Source organism: Pseudomonas sp. MF6755 (genome assembly GCF_016405635.1).
Taxonomy (GTDB): Bacteria; Pseudomonadota; Gammaproteobacteria; order Pseudomonadales; family Pseudomonadaceae; genus Aquipseudomonas; species Aquipseudomonas haemolytica.
Map to the genome: position 1 here is coordinate 278,927 of NZ_JAEKDA010000004.1, position 15,191 is coordinate 294,117.

At 60.3% G+C, this 15,191-nt stretch carries 18 protein-coding genes; 15 read left to right on the plus strand and 3 right to left on the minus strand.

Annotation, left to right across the window (positions count from 1 at the left end; genetic code table 11):
* From hslU to JFT66_RS06865, 6 genes are all read left to right on the plus strand, one after another.
* Positions 1-1,338 (plus strand): ATP-dependent protease ATPase subunit HslU, encoded by a 1,338-nt coding sequence (gene hslU, locus JFT66_RS06840; RefSeq protein ID WP_034117337.1) that lies wholly within the window; start codon positions 1-3, stop codon positions 1,336-1,338.
* 149 nt (positions 1,339-1,487) lie between these two features.
* Positions 1,488-1,865, plus strand: a complete 378-nt coding sequence (locus tag JFT66_RS06845) for a gamma-butyrobetaine hydroxylase-like domain-containing protein (RefSeq protein WP_034117336.1) — start codon at positions 1,488-1,490, stop codon at positions 1,863-1,865.
* A gap of 249 nt (positions 1,866-2,114) precedes the next feature.
* Positions 2,115-3,794 carry a class II poly(R)-hydroxyalkanoic acid synthase gene (gene phaC / locus JFT66_RS06850; protein WP_153838678.1) on the plus strand — a complete coding sequence of 560 codons (1,680 nt, stop codon included), beginning with the start codon at positions 2,115-2,117 and terminating at the stop codon, positions 3,792-3,794.
* A 42-nt stretch (positions 3,795-3,836) separates the two neighbouring features.
* Positions 3,837-4,682, plus strand: a complete 846-nt coding sequence (gene phaZ, locus JFT66_RS06855) for a poly(3-hydroxyalkanoate) depolymerase (protein ID WP_034117334.1) — start codon at positions 3,837-3,839, stop codon at positions 4,680-4,682.
* 89 nt (positions 4,683-4,771) lie between these two features.
* Positions 4,772-6,454, plus strand: a complete 1,683-nt coding sequence (gene phaC, locus JFT66_RS06860) for a class II poly(R)-hydroxyalkanoic acid synthase (RefSeq protein WP_034117333.1) — start codon at positions 4,772-4,774, stop codon at positions 6,452-6,454.
* A 27-nt stretch (positions 6,455-6,481) separates the two neighbouring features.
* Positions 6,482-7,102 carry a TetR/AcrR family transcriptional regulator gene (locus JFT66_RS06865; protein ID WP_034117332.1) on the plus strand — a complete coding sequence of 207 codons (621 nt, stop codon included), beginning with the start codon at positions 6,482-6,484 and terminating at the stop codon, positions 7,100-7,102.
* A 170-nt stretch (positions 7,103-7,272) separates the two neighbouring features.
* On the opposite strand, the gene JFT66_RS06870 is transcribed toward JFT66_RS06865, so the two are convergent.
* The 3 genes from JFT66_RS06870 to JFT66_RS06880 form a co-directional block, all read right to left on the minus strand.
* Positions 7,273-8,223, minus strand: a complete 951-nt coding sequence (locus JFT66_RS06870; RefSeq protein ID WP_034117331.1) for a phasin family protein — start codon at positions 8,221-8,223, stop codon at positions 7,273-7,275.
* 12 nt (positions 8,224-8,235) lie between these two features.
* The gene (locus JFT66_RS06875) at positions 8,236-8,658 is read right to left on the minus strand and encodes a phasin family protein (RefSeq protein WP_034117329.1); all 423 of its coding nucleotides are present in this window, start codon (positions 8,656-8,658) and stop codon (positions 8,236-8,238) included.
* A 104-nt stretch (positions 8,659-8,762) separates the two neighbouring features.
* Positions 8,763-9,038, minus strand: coding sequence for a polyhydroxyalkanoic acid system family protein (locus JFT66_RS06880; protein ID WP_034117328.1), 276 nt, complete (start codon positions 9,036-9,038; stop codon positions 8,763-8,765).
* A gap of 145 nt (positions 9,039-9,183) precedes the next feature.
* Here JFT66_RS06880 and ubiE point away from each other — a divergent pair, with 145 nt between their 5' ends.
* The 9 genes from ubiE to JFT66_RS06925 are packed head-to-tail and all read left to right on the plus strand — an operon-like array spanning position 9,184 to position 15,156.
* Entirely contained in the window at positions 9,184-9,954 is a 771-nt protein-coding gene (gene ubiE, locus JFT66_RS06885) for a bifunctional demethylmenaquinone methyltransferase/2-methoxy-6-polyprenyl-1,4-benzoquinol methylase UbiE (RefSeq protein WP_003171186.1), read from the plus strand.
* On the plus strand, positions 9,954-10,577 hold the full coding sequence (locus JFT66_RS06890; RefSeq protein WP_034117327.1) for a ubiquinone biosynthesis accessory factor UbiJ: 624 nt from the start codon (positions 9,954-9,956) through the stop codon (positions 10,575-10,577). The genes ubiE and JFT66_RS06890 overlap by 1 nt, the downstream gene beginning before the upstream one ends.
* Positions 10,574-12,178 (plus strand): ubiquinone biosynthesis regulatory protein kinase UbiB, encoded by a 1,605-nt coding sequence (gene ubiB / locus JFT66_RS06895; RefSeq protein ID WP_153838675.1) that lies wholly within the window; start codon positions 10,574-10,576, stop codon positions 12,176-12,178. Before JFT66_RS06890 ends, ubiB begins: the two co-directional genes overlap by 4 nt.
* A 41-nt stretch (positions 12,179-12,219) precedes the next feature.
* A complete protein-coding gene (gene hisI / locus JFT66_RS06900) occupies positions 12,220-12,612 on the plus strand; it encodes a phosphoribosyl-AMP cyclohydrolase (RefSeq protein ID WP_034117325.1) in 393 nt (130 codons plus the stop codon).
* Between the two features lie 2 nt (positions 12,613-12,614).
* Complete coding sequence (locus tag JFT66_RS06905; protein WP_003209299.1) at positions 12,615-12,947, plus strand: phosphoribosyl-ATP diphosphatase; 333 nt, start codon at positions 12,615-12,617, stop codon at positions 12,945-12,947.
* 26 nt (positions 12,948-12,973) lie between these two features.
* Entirely contained in the window at positions 12,974-13,252 is a 279-nt protein-coding gene (locus tag JFT66_RS06910; RefSeq protein WP_034117324.1) for a twin-arginine translocase TatA/TatE family subunit, read from the plus strand.
* Positions 13,253-13,262: 10 nt separating this feature from the next.
* Positions 13,263-13,664, plus strand: a complete 402-nt coding sequence (tatB, locus tag JFT66_RS06915) for a Sec-independent protein translocase protein TatB (RefSeq protein WP_034117323.1) — start codon at positions 13,263-13,265, stop codon at positions 13,662-13,664.
* Positions 13,661-14,452, plus strand: a complete 792-nt coding sequence (gene tatC, locus JFT66_RS06920) for a twin-arginine translocase subunit TatC (protein WP_034117322.1) — start codon at positions 13,661-13,663, stop codon at positions 14,450-14,452. The genes tatB and tatC overlap by 4 nt, the downstream gene beginning before the upstream one ends.
* Positions 14,449-15,156, plus strand: a complete 708-nt coding sequence (locus JFT66_RS06925) for a 16S rRNA (uracil(1498)-N(3))-methyltransferase (RefSeq protein WP_198859023.1) — start codon at positions 14,449-14,451, stop codon at positions 15,154-15,156. The genes tatC and JFT66_RS06925 overlap by 4 nt, the downstream gene beginning before the upstream one ends.
* The last annotated feature ends 35 nt before the right edge of the window (positions 15,157-15,191 follow it).

Consider the following 15,191-nt stretch of genomic DNA (forward strand, 5'->3'; position numbering starts at 1 on the left):
ATGTCCATGACCCCCCGCGAAATCGTCCATGAACTCAATCGCCATATCATCGGCCAGGACGATGCCAAGCGCGCCGTAGCCATCGCGCTGCGCAACCGCTGGCGCCGGATGCAACTGCCGGAAGAACTGCGCGTTGAAGTCACGCCAAAGAACATCCTGATGATCGGCCCGACCGGCGTGGGTAAAACCGAAATCGCCCGGCGCCTGGCCAAGTTGGCCAATGCACCGTTCATCAAGGTCGAAGCGACCAAATTCACCGAAGTCGGCTATGTGGGCCGCGACGTCGAGTCGATCATTCGTGACCTGGCTGACGCCGCCCTAAAGATGCTGCGCGAACAGGAAGTGACCAAGGTCAGCCACCGCGCCGAAGACGCCGCAGAAGAACGTATCCTCGACGCCCTGCTGCCACCGGCACGCATGGGCTTCAACGAAGACGCCGCACCGGCCTCGGATTCCAACACTCGCCAGCTGTTCCGCAAGCGCCTGCGTGAAGGCCAGCTGGATGACAAGGAAATCGAGATCGAAGTGGCCGAAGTGTCTGGCGTGGATATCTCCGCCCCGCCTGGCATGGAAGAAATGACCAGCCAGCTGCAGAACCTGTTCGCCAACATGGGCAAGGGCAAGAAGAAAAGCCGCAAGCTCAAGGTCAAGGAAGCACTCAAGCTGGTGCGCGACGAAGAAGCCGGGCGCCTGGTCAACGAGGAAGAACTCAAGGCCAAGGCGCTGGAAGCAGTCGAGCAGCATGGCATCGTGTTTATCGACGAGATCGACAAGGTGGCCAAGCGCGGCAACTCCGGTGGCGTCGATGTGTCCCGCGAAGGCGTGCAGCGCGACCTGCTGCCGCTGATCGAGGGCTGCACCGTCAACACCAAGCTGGGCATGGTCAAGACTGACCACATCCTGTTTATCGCCTCCGGCGCCTTCCACCTGAGCAAGCCAAGCGACCTGGTGCCCGAGCTGCAAGGCCGCCTGCCGATTCGCGTGGAACTCAAGGCGCTGACCCCGGGCGACTTCGAGCGCATCCTCAGCGAACCTCACGCATCGCTCACCGAGCAGTACCGTGAGTTGCTGAAAACCGAGGGCCTGGGCATCGAGTTCCAGCCGGACGGTATCAAGCGCCTGGCGGAAATCGCCTGGCAGGTCAACGAGAAGACCGAGAACATCGGTGCCCGTCGCCTGCACACCTTGCTTGAGCGCCTGCTTGAGGAAGTGTCGTTCAGTGCCGGCGACATGGCCGGTGCGCAGAATGGCGAAGCGATCATGATCGATGCCGACTACGTCAACAGTCACCTGGGTGAATTGGCGCAGAACGAAGATCTGTCTCGTTATATCCTGTAAGCCTCACATAGAACTGCTTTGCTTCAAATGTGGGAGGGGGCTTGCCCCCGATTGCAGTGGGTCAGCTACAGATAAGCTGACTGATCCACCGCTATCGGGAGCAAGCCCCCTCCCACATTTTCAAGCCGGTTTATTCAGGAGCACCTCATATGGCCAAGTTTCCTACTGCTGTAAACCTGCACAAAACCTCCAACACCCTCGGCCTCACCTACGGGCCAGACGAAACCTATCAACTACCCGCCGAATTCCTGCGAGTGCATTCACCTTCCGCCGAGGTCCAGGGCCACGGCAAACCCATTCTGCAATTCGGCAAACTCAACGTGCGGTTGATCAAGCTGGAACCGGCCGGCCAGTACGCACTGAAATTGACCTTCGACGACGGCCATGACAGCGGGCTGTTCACCTGGGACTACCTCTACCAGTTGGCCGTACGTCAGGAGGCGCTGTGGGCCGACTACCTCGCCGAGCTCAAAGCGGCCGGAAAAACCCGCGACCCGAGTCAGTCGGTCGTGCGGCTGATGCTCTAGCCCAGGCGTCTTGCTGTTTAGAACGCATTTTCTAATTTCATCTGCTTGAATGCCCTGTCGCGTGGCCAATGATTGGCCCGCTTGCGAAAAAAAATAAACTCGGGTAACCAATGGAACTGGCAAGTTCCCTGCATTTGACGATGTGGTATCAACGGTCACCCGAGTCGCAGTACCAGGCTTGTGTTGTGTATCGAAATTGGGTGCACAGCGGTACCCGGTACTCGTCTTTCGGACAATGGAGCGTCGTAGATGAGTAACAAGAATAACGATGACTTGAAACGCCAGGCCTCGGAAAACACCCTGGGGCTGAACCCGATCATCGCGTTACGCAAAAAGGATTTATTGGCCTCGGCCAGGATGGTGCTGACCCAAGCCATCAAGCAACCGTTGCACAGCGTCAAGCACGTCGCCCATTTTGGCGTCGAATTGAAGAATGTGATGCTCGGCAAATCCCCACTGGTACCCGAGGGCGACGACCGTCGCTTCAACGACCCGGCCTGGAGCCAGAACCCGCTCTACAAACGTTATCTGCAGACTTACCTGGCGTGGCGCAAGGAACTTCACGACTGGATCGACGACAGCAACCTGTCGGCACACGACATCAGCCGCGGCCACTTCGTGATCAACCTGATGACCGAAGCCATGGCCCCCACCAACAGCGCGGCCAACCCGGCGGCGGTCAAACGCTTCTTTGAAACCGGCGGTAAAAGCCTGCTCGATGGCTTGTCCCACCTGGCCAAGGACATGGTGCACAACGGCGGCATGCCCAGCCAGGTCAACATGGGCGCCTTTGAAGTCGGCAAGACCCTGGGCACCAGCGAAGGCGCGGTGGTGTTTCGCAACGATGTGCTGGAGCTGATCCAGTACAAGCCCATCACCGAGCAGGTACACGAGCGCCCACTGCTGGTAGTGCCACCGCAAATCAACAAATTCTATGTATTCGACCTGTGCCCGGATAAGAGCCTGGCGCGCTTCTGCCTGCGCAATGGGCAACAGACTTTTATCATCAGTTGGCGCAACCCCACCAAGGCCCAGCGCGAATGGGGGCTGTCGACCTATATCGAGGCGCTCAAGGAAGCGGTCGATGTGGTCACGGCGATTACCGGTAGCAAGGACGTGAATATGCTCGCTGCCTGCTCCGGTGGCATCACCTGCACGGCGCTGCTGGGCCACTACGCGGCGCTGGGAGAGAAGAAGGTCAACGCCCTGACCCTGCTGGTAAGCGTGCTGGACACTACCCTGGATACCCAGGTGGCGCTGTTTGTGGACGAGCAGACGCTGGAAGCGGCCAAGCGCCATTCGTACCAGGCAGGCGTGCTGGAGGGCCGCGACATGGCCAAGGTATTCGCCTGGATGCGCCCCAACGACCTGATCTGGAACTACTGGGTCAATAATTACCTGCTGGGCAACGAGCCACCGGTGTTCGACATCCTGTTCTGGAACAACGACACCACACGCTTGCCGGCAGCGTTCCATGGCGACCTGATCGAACTGTTCAAGAACAACCCATTGGTACGCGCCAACGCCCTGGAAGTGTGCGGCACGCCCATCGACCTCAAGCAGGTCACCGCCGATATCTACTCCCTGGCCGGCACCAACGATCACATCACGCCGTGGCAGTCCTGCTACAAGTCGGCGCAATTGTTTGGCGGCAAGGTGGAGTTTGTGCTGTCCAGCAGCGGGCATATCCAGAGCATCCTCAACCCACCGGGCAACCCCAAGGCGCGCTACCAGACCGGCGAAGGCCTGGCGGGCAAGCCGCTTGAGTGGCAGGAAAATGCGACCAAGCACACCGATTCATGGTGGTTGCATTGGCAAGTGTGGCAGGCGGAGCGGGCGGGCAAATTGAAAAAAGCACCGGCGACATTAGGCAATAAAACCTATGCCGCAGCCGAAGCGGCGCCAGGTACCTATGTACATGAGCGGTAGATTGGAGCGTATTCCTCCTGTAACACTTCACAGGGCTTGAGCATGCCGCAACCGTTCATCTTCCGTACCATCGACCTGGATGGCCAGACCATCCGCACGGCGGTACGCCCGGGCAAGCCTCACTTGACGCCGTTGCTGATTTTCAACGGCATTGGCGCCAACCTTGAGTTGGTGTTTCCGTTCGTCCAGGCCTTGGACCCGGATCTGGAAGTGATCGCCTTCGACGTGCCCGGTGTCGGTGGTTCATCGACGCCTAAGCGACCTTATCGCTTCCCTGGCCTGGCCAAACTTACCGCACGCATGCTCGATTACCTCGACTACGGCCAGGTGAACGCGGTGGGTGTGTCCTGGGGCGGGGCGCTGGCGCAGCAGTTCGCCTATGACTACCCGGAACGCTGCAAGAAGCTGATCCTGGCGGCGACGGCTGCCGGGGCCTTTATGGTGCCGGGCAAACCGAAAGTGCTGTGGCTGATGGCCAGCCCCCGGCGCTATATCCAGCCATCCCACGTGGTGCGCATTGCACCGATGATTTATGGCGGTTCGTTTCGCCGCGATTCGAACCTGGCCGCCGAACACGCGAGCAAAGTACGCTCGGCCGGCAAGCTGGGTTACTACTGGCAGCTGTTCGCCGGGGTGGGCTGGACCAGCATTCATTGGCTGCACAAGATCCGCCAGCCCACCCTGGTGCTGGCCGGGGACGATGACCCGCTGATCCCGCTGATCAACATGCGCCTGCTCGCCTGGCGTATTCCCAACGCGCAGTTGCACATCATCGATGATGGCCACCTGTTCCTGATCACTCGGGCCGAAGCCGTGGCGCCGATCATCATGAAGTTTCTCGAGGAGGAGCGCCTGCGCGCCGTGATACATCCGCGCCCGGCGGTGTGAAGGACCACACCACCGCGCAACTTGCCAGGAACCGACTATGGTTCTGAATTGGCGTGCCTGTTGTTGCCTTGACGAAGGAGTGTTGGCTCATGCGAGAAAGACCCGTGACGAACCCGGCGCCCACCCCTGCTGCGTTCATCAATGCACAAAATGCGATCACCGGTCTCAGGGGGCGGGATCTGCTGTCGACCCTGCGCAGCGTGGCCGCCCATGGTTTGCGCAACCCTGTGCATACCGCCCGTCATGCCCTGGCGCTGGGCGGCCAACTGGGCCGCGTGCTGCTGGGTGAAACCGTGCATGAACCCAACCCCAGGGACAGTCGCTTCACAGACCCCACCTGGACGCTCAACCCACTGTACCGGCGCAGCTTGCAGGCCTATCTGAGCTGGCAGAAACAGACGCGTCACTGGATCGATGACAGTAGCCTGAACGCCGATGACCGGGCCCGCGCGCACTTCGCTTTTTCCTTGCTCAACGATGCAGTCTCACCCTCCAACACCCTGCTCAACCCGCTGGCGATCAAAGAACTGCTCAACTCCGGCGGTAACAGCGTAGTGCGCGGCGTGAGCAACTTGTTCGAAGACCTGTTGCACAACAATGGGCTGCCGCGCCAGGTCAGCAAGCACGCCTTCGAAGTCGGCAAGACGGTGGCGACCACGCCCGGCTCGGTGGTGTTTCGCAACGAGCTGCTGGAGTTGATCCAGTACAAGCCCATGAGCGAAAAACAGTACGCCAAGCCGCTGCTGGTGGTGCCGCCGCAAATCAACAAGTACTACATCTTCGACCTGAGCCCGGCTAACAGCTTTGTGCAGTACGCGCTGAAAAACGGGCTGCAGACGTTCATGGTCAGTTGGCGCAACCCGGACGTGCGCCATCGTGAATGGGGCCTGTCCACCTACGTAGCGGCGCTGGAAGAAGCACTCAACGTGTGCCGGGCGATCACCGGCGCCCGCGAGGTCAACCTGATGGGCGCCTGCGCCGGTGGCCTGACCATCGCCGCCCTGCAAGGCCACCTGCAAGCCAAGCGCCAGTTGCGGCGCATCTCCAGCGCCAGTTACCTGGTAAGCCTGCTGGACAGCCAGATCGACAGCCCGGCTACTTTGTTCGCGGATGAGCAAACCCTGGAGGCCGCCAAGCGCCGCTCCTACCAGCAAGGCGTGCTGGACGGCCGCGACATGGCCAAGGTGTTTGCCTGGATGCGCCCCAACGACCTGATCTGGAGCTACTGGATCAACAATTACCTGCTGGGCAAGGAGCCGCCCGCCTTCGACATCCTGTACTGGAACAACGACAACACGCGCCTGCCCGCCGCCTTGCACGGCGACCTGCTGGACTTCTTCAAGCACAACCCCCTGAGCCACCCCGGCGGGCTGGAGGTGTGCGGCACACCTATCGACTTGCGCAAGGTCACGGTGGACAGCTTCAGCGTGGCCGGGATCAACGACCACATCACGCCGTGGGACGCGGTGTATCGCTCCACCCAACTGCTGGGCGGCGAGCGGCGCTTTGTGCTGTCCAACAGCGGGCATATCCAGAGCATCCTCAACCCGCCGGGCAACCCCAAGGCCAACTACGTCGAAAACCTCAAGCTGAGCAGCGACCCGCGCGCCTGGTACTACGACGCCCATCACGTCGAAGGCAGTTGGTGGCCGCAGTGGCTGGAGTGGATCCAGCAGCGCTCGGGCGTACAACGCGAAACCCTCACCGCCCTGGGCAACCAGAATTACCCACCGATGGAAGCAGCGCCGGGCACTTACGTGCGAGTGCGTTGAGCTCAACGATCAGATTAAGAAGACTGGATGAAGACGCGCGACCGTATCCTTGAATGTGCCCTGCAGTTGTTCAACCACAAGGGCGAGCCGAACGTGTCGACCATGGAGGTGGCCAATGAAATGGGGATCAGCCCCGGCAACCTCTACTACCACTTCCACGGCAAGGAGCCGTTGGTGCTCGGGCTGTTCGAGCGCTTTCAATGCGAGTTGGCGCCCTTGCTCGACCCCCCCGCCGATGCGCAACTGGAGGCCGAAGATTACTGGCTGTTCCTGCACCTGATTGTCGAGCGCATGGCCCACTACCGGTTTCTGTTCCAGGACCTGTCGAACCTGGCCGGGCGTTTGCCGAAACTGGCCAAGGGCATTCGAAGCCTGCTTACGGCGCTTAAACGAACACTGGCATCATTGCTTGCGCGGTTGAAAGCATCGGGGCAGTTGGTCAGTGGCACCCAGGCGCTGGGGCAACTGGTGGAGCAGATCACCCTGACGTTGCTGTTTTCCCTGGATTACCAGCGGATTCTCGACCGTGAGGGCGAGGTGCAGGTGGTGGTTTACCAGATCATAATGCTGGTGGCGCCGCATCTGCTGCCGACGGCGCGGCAGGCGACCGAGAAATTCGCACTGAAATATCTGGATAACCCGGATTGAAAGTGTGGGAGCGGGCTTGCTCGCGAAAGCGGTGCGTCAGTTGATGCATGTGCAAGCTGATACTTCGTATTCGCGAGCAAGCCCGCTCCCACATTGGAACTAGGGTGTTGATAAGGGCGCCATAAAAAAGCCCGACCTCTGCAGGTCGGGCATTTTTTGTCCTCGAAAAATCAGGACTGACTGGATGGCGTCGGGGTTACCGGCGTTACAGTCGAGGCAGCAGCCGCGTGCGACGGTGCGGATACCGAGTTGGCTGTGGAAGCCGCCGGCGTTGCTGGCTTGGCTGCTGCAGCGGGCTTTGGCGTTGCTGGCTTCTTCGCCGCCGCAGGCTTTTTGGCCACGGCAGGTTTTGCTGCAGGCTTGGCTGCTGGTTTCGCAGCGGCTGGCTTGGCTGCTGGTTTGGCCGCAGCGGGTTTAGCGGCAGGTTTTGCAGCGACCTTGGCAGCCGGTTTAGCCGCAGGTTTCGCGGCTGCTTTAGCGGCCACTGGCTTAGCGGCAGGCTTGGTGGCTGGTTTGGCGGCAGCAGTTTTAGCGGCAGGCTTGGCAGCCGGTTTTGCAGCAGGCTTGGCTGGAGCCTTGGCCGCTGGTTTAGCAGCCGGCTTGGCGGCAGCTTTAACCAGAGGCTTGGCAGCCGTTTTAGCAGCGGGTTTTGCAGCCGCAGTTTTAGCCGCGGGCTTGGCTGCTGGTTTTGCAGCAGGCTTTGCTGCCGCAGTCTTCGCTGGAGCCACTTTGGCGCCAGTGAGTTTTTCGATTTGCTTGGTCAGGGTATCGACCTTGCTGTGCAGCGTTTTCAACTCAGCCTTGCTCGGCACGCCCAGTCGCGAAATAGCACTGTTGAGGCGTTTGTCGAAAGTTTCTTCCAACTTGCCCCACGTATCAGAAATGCTCGACTTGGCGGAACCCGCACTGGCCTTGGCAGCTTCTACTTTTTTACCAACCGTGCTCTTGGTCAACTTCTCGGCCTTCTCGCCGTCTTTAACCAATGTCTCGAAGAGTTTGCTGCCGTCACTGTCGATCTTCGAGTACACGCCTAAACCAGCGAGCCAGATTTTGCGGGAATATTCTTCAACTTTCCCGACCCACGAGCTGCCTTCTTTCTGAGTAGTCTTTTTAACAGCCATCCCGATGTCTCCTTAGTGTTTACGCGCGACACGTTCGAGCAATGCCGTCAGCTCTTCGAGCTTAGCAGAGAGTGTCTCCACGTCATGTTTAGACGCAATGCCGATCCGATTCAAGGCACTGCCGACACGAGTATCAAAAGCTTTTTCAACTTTATCCAGTTGAACTTCAACCAGGCCTTTGACGCTGGAGACGTTACTCTTTACTTGGTCAATCTGACTGTTGGCAGCATCAAGTTGTTCAACTACAACTTTTTTACCTTTACTTTCAACATGTTGACCGCTCTTTACCAGCTCCTTGAAGTACTCGCCGCCCTCGCTGCCGACCTTGGCATAGGCACCAAGACCTGCCAGCCAGATCTTGCGGGCATAGCTTTTAACCTCACTCAGGGTGGTGGTCTGAATGTCGATTTTTTTCTTCAAAATAACTTTGGCCATGGTGCACCTCACGCAAAATAGGGTGGAGGACGGCCCGCAAGAGTTGAGGGCTTGGGCACAAAGTAGGGTTTAAAATTAGAATCGGCACCCTAAGAACACCAGCGTCAGGCCAGCGCTTTATCCAGGGCTTTCTCGATTTCGGACTTGATCGTGCCACTCATGGCCGACATCAACAGGCCAAGTTCCACATCAATGCGCAGTGAATCATCCGCCACTAACACCGTGCCTTTGACCCCCGACCGCTTGAGGTTCAGGGTGTCGCCCGACCATGAAGGCTCCAGGCCATATTGTTCCCTGAGTTTGTGCGCCAACTTCTCGGCCTTCGCCCGGGCGCCTTCCTTGCCCAGGGAATGTGCACGTTCAACGGTAATACGGGCCATTGCAATGACTCCTCTTTATAACGACTCAGAACACCTGCCATGCGGCAAAAGGTCTCGGTGAGCGCCTATCTTACCTTCAGCCTTGCCAAGACAAAGTAGGCCTTGGGGATTATCATGTCCCGCATTCTCTTTTGGTGACAGCGATATGACTGATCAGCGCAAAGGCAGCGATGCCGAACCCACCACTCACTTCGGCTTCAAGAACGTCCCGGAAAGCCAGAAAGCGGAAAAAGTCGCTGAGGTGTTCCACTCCGTGGCAGCCAAGTACGACCTGATGAACGACGTGCTCTCCGGCGGCATGCACCGCCTGTGGAAGCGCTTCACCATCGAGTTGTCGGGCGTACGCACCGGCAACCGCGTGCTGGACATCGCCGGTGGCACGGGCGACCTGGCCGCCAAGTTCTCCAAGCTGGTTGGCCCGACCGGCCAGGTGGTATTGGCCGATATCAACGGTTCGATGCTCAAGGTTGGCCGCGATCGCCTGCTGGATAAAGGCGTGGCCGGCAATATCGAGTTCGTCCAGGCCGACGCTGAGAAGCTGCCGTTCCCAGACAACCATTTCGACTGCGTGACCATCGCCTTCGGCCTGCGCAACGTCACCCACAAGGAAGACGCGATCCGCTCGATGCTGCGCGTCCTCAAGCCGGGTGGCCGCCTGTTGGTGCTGGAGTTCTCCAAGCCGACCAACGCACTGATGTCCAAGGTCTACGACACCTACTCGTTCGCCTTCATGCCGCTGATGGGCAAGCTGATCACCAATGACGCCGAAAGCTACCGCTACCTGGCCGAATCGATCCGCATGCACCCCGATCAGGAGACCCTGAAGTCGATGATGGTAGAGGCCGGTTTCGACCGCGTGACTTACCACAACATGACCTCCGGCATCGTCGCCCTGCACCGCGGTATCAAGCCCTGATGTTGCTGCAAGGCCTTCTCGCCAGCGTCGAACATGGCCTCAACCGTGTACTGCGCCTGGACAGCACCGCCCTGGCGCGGCTCGCGCACTTGACCGGCAAGGTGATTGCCGTCGACTGCCGTAGCCCCGCCGTGCAGCTGTTTATCCTGCCCAGCGATGAAGGCCTGCTGCTCGCTACTCAATGGGCCGCTGAAGCCGACTGCACCTTGCGTGCGCCGGCCTCGAGCCTGTTGCACCTGGCGCTGAGCCGCAACAAGACCGCTATCCTCCACAGCCCCGAGGTGGAGCTGGAAGGCGACAGCGCGGTGCTGATGGACCTGGCCGCCGTGCTGCAAGACCTGGAGCTGGACTGGGAGTACGAACTGTCACGCTGGATCGGCCCCGTCGCCACCCAGTTGATCAGCGGGCACCTGCGCAGCCGCACGCGCTGGTACCAGCAAGGTTTCGCCAGCCTCAACCAGAACCTCGCCGAATACCTGAGCGAAGAATCGCGCACCCTGGTCGGGCAACGGGAAGCGCAAGCGCGCTTTCGTGAACTCGACAAGGCCAAAATCGACCTGGAACGCCTCGAGGCTCGCTTCGAACGCCTGAGCCGTTCCCTTGATCCAAGCGATAACGCATGAAGCTGCTCGCCGTCCGCCGTTTGTTTCGTATCCAGCGCGTCGTAATCCGCTACCGCCTCGATGACCTGCTGTTTGCCCTGCCCCTGCCCTGGTTTCTGCTGGCGGTGCGTTATGTGCTGCCGTGGCGCTGGTTCCCGCGCAAGCAGCTGGAGCTGAGCCGTGGTGCGCGCCTGCGCCTGGCGTTGCAGGACCTGGGGCCGATTTTTATCAAGTTCGGGCAGATCCTCTCGACCCGCCGCGACCTGCTGCCCGAAGACATCGCCGACGAGCTGATGCTGTTGCAGGACCGCGTGCCGCCATTCGACTCGCAACAGTCGATGGCGCTGATCGAAGCACAATTGGGCAAGAAGATCAGCGAGGTGTTCAGCCGCTTCGACGTCGAGCCGCTGGCCTCGGCCTCGGTCGCACAAGTACACGCCGCACAGCTCAAGACCGGCGAAGAAGTGGTGGTGAAGGTGATTCGCCCGGGCCTCAAGCCGATCATCGGCCAGGACCTGGCATGGCTGTTTATCCTCGCCCGCGCTGCCGAACGCTTCTCCGCCGATGCGCGCCTGCTGCACCCGGTGGACGTGGTCGCCGACTACGAAAAAACCATCTACGACGAACTCGACCTGCTGCGCGAGGCGGCGAACGCCAGCCAACTGCGGCGCAACTTCGAAGGCTCGCAGCTGCTCTATGTGCCACAAGTGTATTGGGACTGGTGCAGGCCCAAAGTGCTGGTGATGGAGCGCATCTACGGCGTGCAGGTCACCGACCTCGCCACCCTGGCCGACCAGCGCACCGACATGAAGATGCTCGCCGAGCGCGGTGTGGAGATCTTCTTCACCCAGGTGTTCCGCGACAGTTTCTTCCACGCCGACATGCACCCGGGCAACATCTTCGTCAGCACCGTCAACCCGTGGAGCCCGCAGTACATCGCAATCGACTGCGGCATCGTCGGCAGCCTGACCCCGGAAGACCAGGATTACCTGGCGCGCAACCTGTTTGCCTTCTTCAAGCGCGACTACCGCCGCGTGGCGCAGTTGCACATCGATTCGGGCTGGGTCCCGGCGGAAACCAAGCTCAACGAATTCGAAGCGGCGATCCGCACCGTGTGCGAGCCGATCTTTGAAAAACCGTTAAAAGATATTTCATTCGGCCAGGTGCTGATGCGCCTGTTCCAGACTGCGCGGCGCTTCAACATGGAAGTGCAGCCGCAGTTGGTACTGCTGCAGAAAACCCTGCTCAACATCGAGGGCCTGGGCCGCCAGCTGTACCCGGACCTTGACCTGTGGAACACCGCGCAGCCGTTCCTTGAACGCTGGATGCGCGAGCGGGTCAGCCCGAAAACCCTGCTGGGCAACCTGCACAGCCAGTTCGAACAATTGCCGCACCTGGCCAACATGACCCGCGACCTGCTGGAGCGCATGTCCCAGCCCCACGCCAAAGACCCCGCGCCGCCATGGCAAAAGCGCAAGGACGACTGGTTCCTGCGCCTGCTCGGCGCCGCGCACCTGGTGGGCGGTGTGATGCTAGCGATTGGCGGGCCATTGAACCAACTGGGCCACTGGCCGGCCGGGATCATGGTGGCCGTGGGCGTTTATCTGATCGTGCGTCGATAGCCAATCCGGTTATACACTGTCGCAAATTGCCGGAGCCGAACATGAAAGACTGGCTGGACGAGATCAAGTGGGACAGTGACGGCCTGGTGCCGGCCATTGCCCAGGACTACAAGACCGGGCGCGTGCTGATGATGGCCTGGATGAACCGCGAGGCCCTGAGCCTCACCGCCACTGAGCAGCGCGCCATCTATTGGTCACGTTCGCGTGGCAAACTGTGGCGCAAGGGCGAAGAGTCCGGGCATGTGCAGACCCTCCATGAGATGCGCCTGGACTGCGATGCCGACGTGGTGATCCTGATGGTCGAACAGATCGGTGGTATCGCCTGCCATACCGGGCGCCACAGCTGCTTTTATCGCGTGTTCGAGAACGGCGAATGGAAGGTCGTGGAACCGGTGCTCAAAGACCCGCACGCTATCTACTCGGCAGGACACTGAACATGAGCGATACCCTGAACCGTGTGGCCCAGGTACTGGAAGACCGCAAAGGCGCGGATGCCGACAGCTCTTACGTCGCCAGCCTGTACCACAAGGGTCTGAACAAGATTCTGGAAAAACTCGGCGAAGAATCCGTCGAGACCATCATTGCGGCCAAGGACGCGCAAATCAGCGGTGATTGCAGCGATGTAATCTATGAGACCGCCGACTTGTGGTTCCATAGCCTGGTCATGCTCGCCCAACTGGGGCAGCATCCACAGGCCGTGCTGGATGAACTGGACCGTCGCTTCGGCTTGTCCGGGCACGCCGAGAAGGCCTCGCGCCCGTCCGCCTGAATAACTAAGACTTGAGGATTTGCAGCATGGGCATTTTTGACTGGAAACACTGGATCGTCATTCTGGTAGTAGTGGTACTGGTGTTCGGCACCAAGAAACTCAAGAACCTCGGCACTGACGTCGGCGAGTCGATCAAGGGCTTTCGCAAGGCCATGAACGACGACGAAAAGCCAACCGAGCCGACGGCCAATCCGGTGCCACCGGCCCAGCCTGTGCACCCGCAGGCCGCCCAGCCGATCACCGAGCGTCGCACCTTCGACGTGCAGGCTGAAAAAGTCCAAGAGCCGACCCGCAAAGACTCGTGAGCACTGACTAATGTTTGGTATCAGCTTCTCTGAACTGCTGCTCGTCGGCCTGGTGGCCCTGCTGGTACTGGGGCCGGAACGCCTGCCCGGTGCCGCACGCACCGCCGGCCTGTGGATCGGGCGCCTGAAACGCAGTTTCAACGCGATCAAACAGGAAGTTGAACGGGAAATCGGCGCCGACGAGATCCGCCGGCAATTGCACAACGAACATATCCTGTCGTTGGAGCAAGAAGCGCGCAATATTCTTTCTCCGGTGCAAGAACCGGCCAAGCCGGTTACACCACCGGTGGTTGAGCACAGTATCGCGCCTGTGCCTGCCCCTGCTGCCGAGCCCACCCCGACAGAGCCCGCGCCGACGCCCGACGCGTCGCCCGCGCCCCATGACCCTACATTGCCGCCGCGAGCCCCATGAGCGCTGATAAACCGGAAAACGACCAGCACATGCCGCTGGTCTCGCACCTCACCGAGCTGCGTACCCGCCTGCTGCGTTGCGTAGCGGCCATCTTCATCATTTTTGCCGGGCTGTTCGCCTTTACCCAGCAGATCTACACCTTCGTTTCCACGCCGTTGCGCCAATACCTGCCCGTCGGCGCGACGATGATCGCCACCGATGTGTCGTCGCCATTCCTGACGCCGTTGAAGCTGACCATGATGGTCTCGCTGTTCCTGGCGATCCCGGTGATCCTGCACCAGATCTGGGGCTTTATCGCCCCGGGCCTGTACAAGCATGAGAAGCGCATCGCCGTACCGTTGCTGGTGTCGAGCATTCTGCTGTTCTACACCGGCATGGCCTTCGCCTACTTCCTGGTGTTCCCGCTGATCTTCAAGTTCTTCGCCGCCGCCACCCCGGCCGGCGTAGAGATGATGACCGATATCACCAGCTACCTCGACTTCGTGATGACGTTGTTCTTTGCCTTCGGCGTGGCCTTCGAAATCCCGGTGGCCGTGGTGTTGCTGGTGTGGATCGGCGTGGTCGACGTCAAGTACCTGAAGAAGATCCGCCCGTACGTGATCATCGGCTGCTTCGTGGTCGGCATGATCCTCACGCCGCCGGATATCTTCTCCCAGACCTTGCTCGCCGTGCCGATGTGGATGTTGTTCGAAGTGGGCATCCTGTTCAGCGGCTTGATCCGCAAGCGTGGCGAACACCCGGACGACCAGACTGCCGACGACGACCAGCCGCCAGCGACCCAGCCGTGAACCTGCTGCTGCTGGAAGACGCCGACTTTATTGCGGCCGACCGGGTGGTGCTGCGTGATCGGCGCCTGGTGCATATGCAGGAAGTCCACCGCGCCGCCGTAGGCGACAACCTGCGCGTGGGCCGTATTGGCGGGCTGATGGGCAACGCCCAACTGCTGCGCCTGGACGCCGGTGAAGCGGAGCTGCAAGTCAGCTTCGACCAACCGCCGCCGCCAAAGCTGCCCTTGACCCTGCTGCTGGCCCTGCCCCGCCCGAAAATGCTGCGCCGAGTGCTGCAAACGGTAGCGGCCATGGGCGTGCCGAAGGTGGTGCTGGTCAACAGCTACCGGGTGGAAAAAAGCTTCTGGCAAACCCCGTTCCTGGAGCCTGAGGCTGTCCGCGAGCAACTGATCCTCGGTTTGGAACAGGCGCGGGACACGGTGCTGCCCGAGATCATTTTCGAAAAACGCTTCAAGCCGTTTGTCGAAGATCGCCTGCCGGCCATGACCGCTGGCACCCTGGGCCTGATCGGCCATCCCGGCGATTACCCTGCCTGCCCGCGTGGGCTGGATGAACCGGTGACGCTGGCAATTGGCCCGGAAGGTGGCTGGATTCCTTATGAGGTAGACCTGCTGTCCAAAGCCGGTTTGCAGCCGGTGCAGCTAGGCGCACGCATCCTGCGGGTTGAAACCGCCGTGACGGCCCTGCTCGCCCGCTTGTTCTGATATCAAAACTCACCTATCGCCGCAGTCCTAATGTG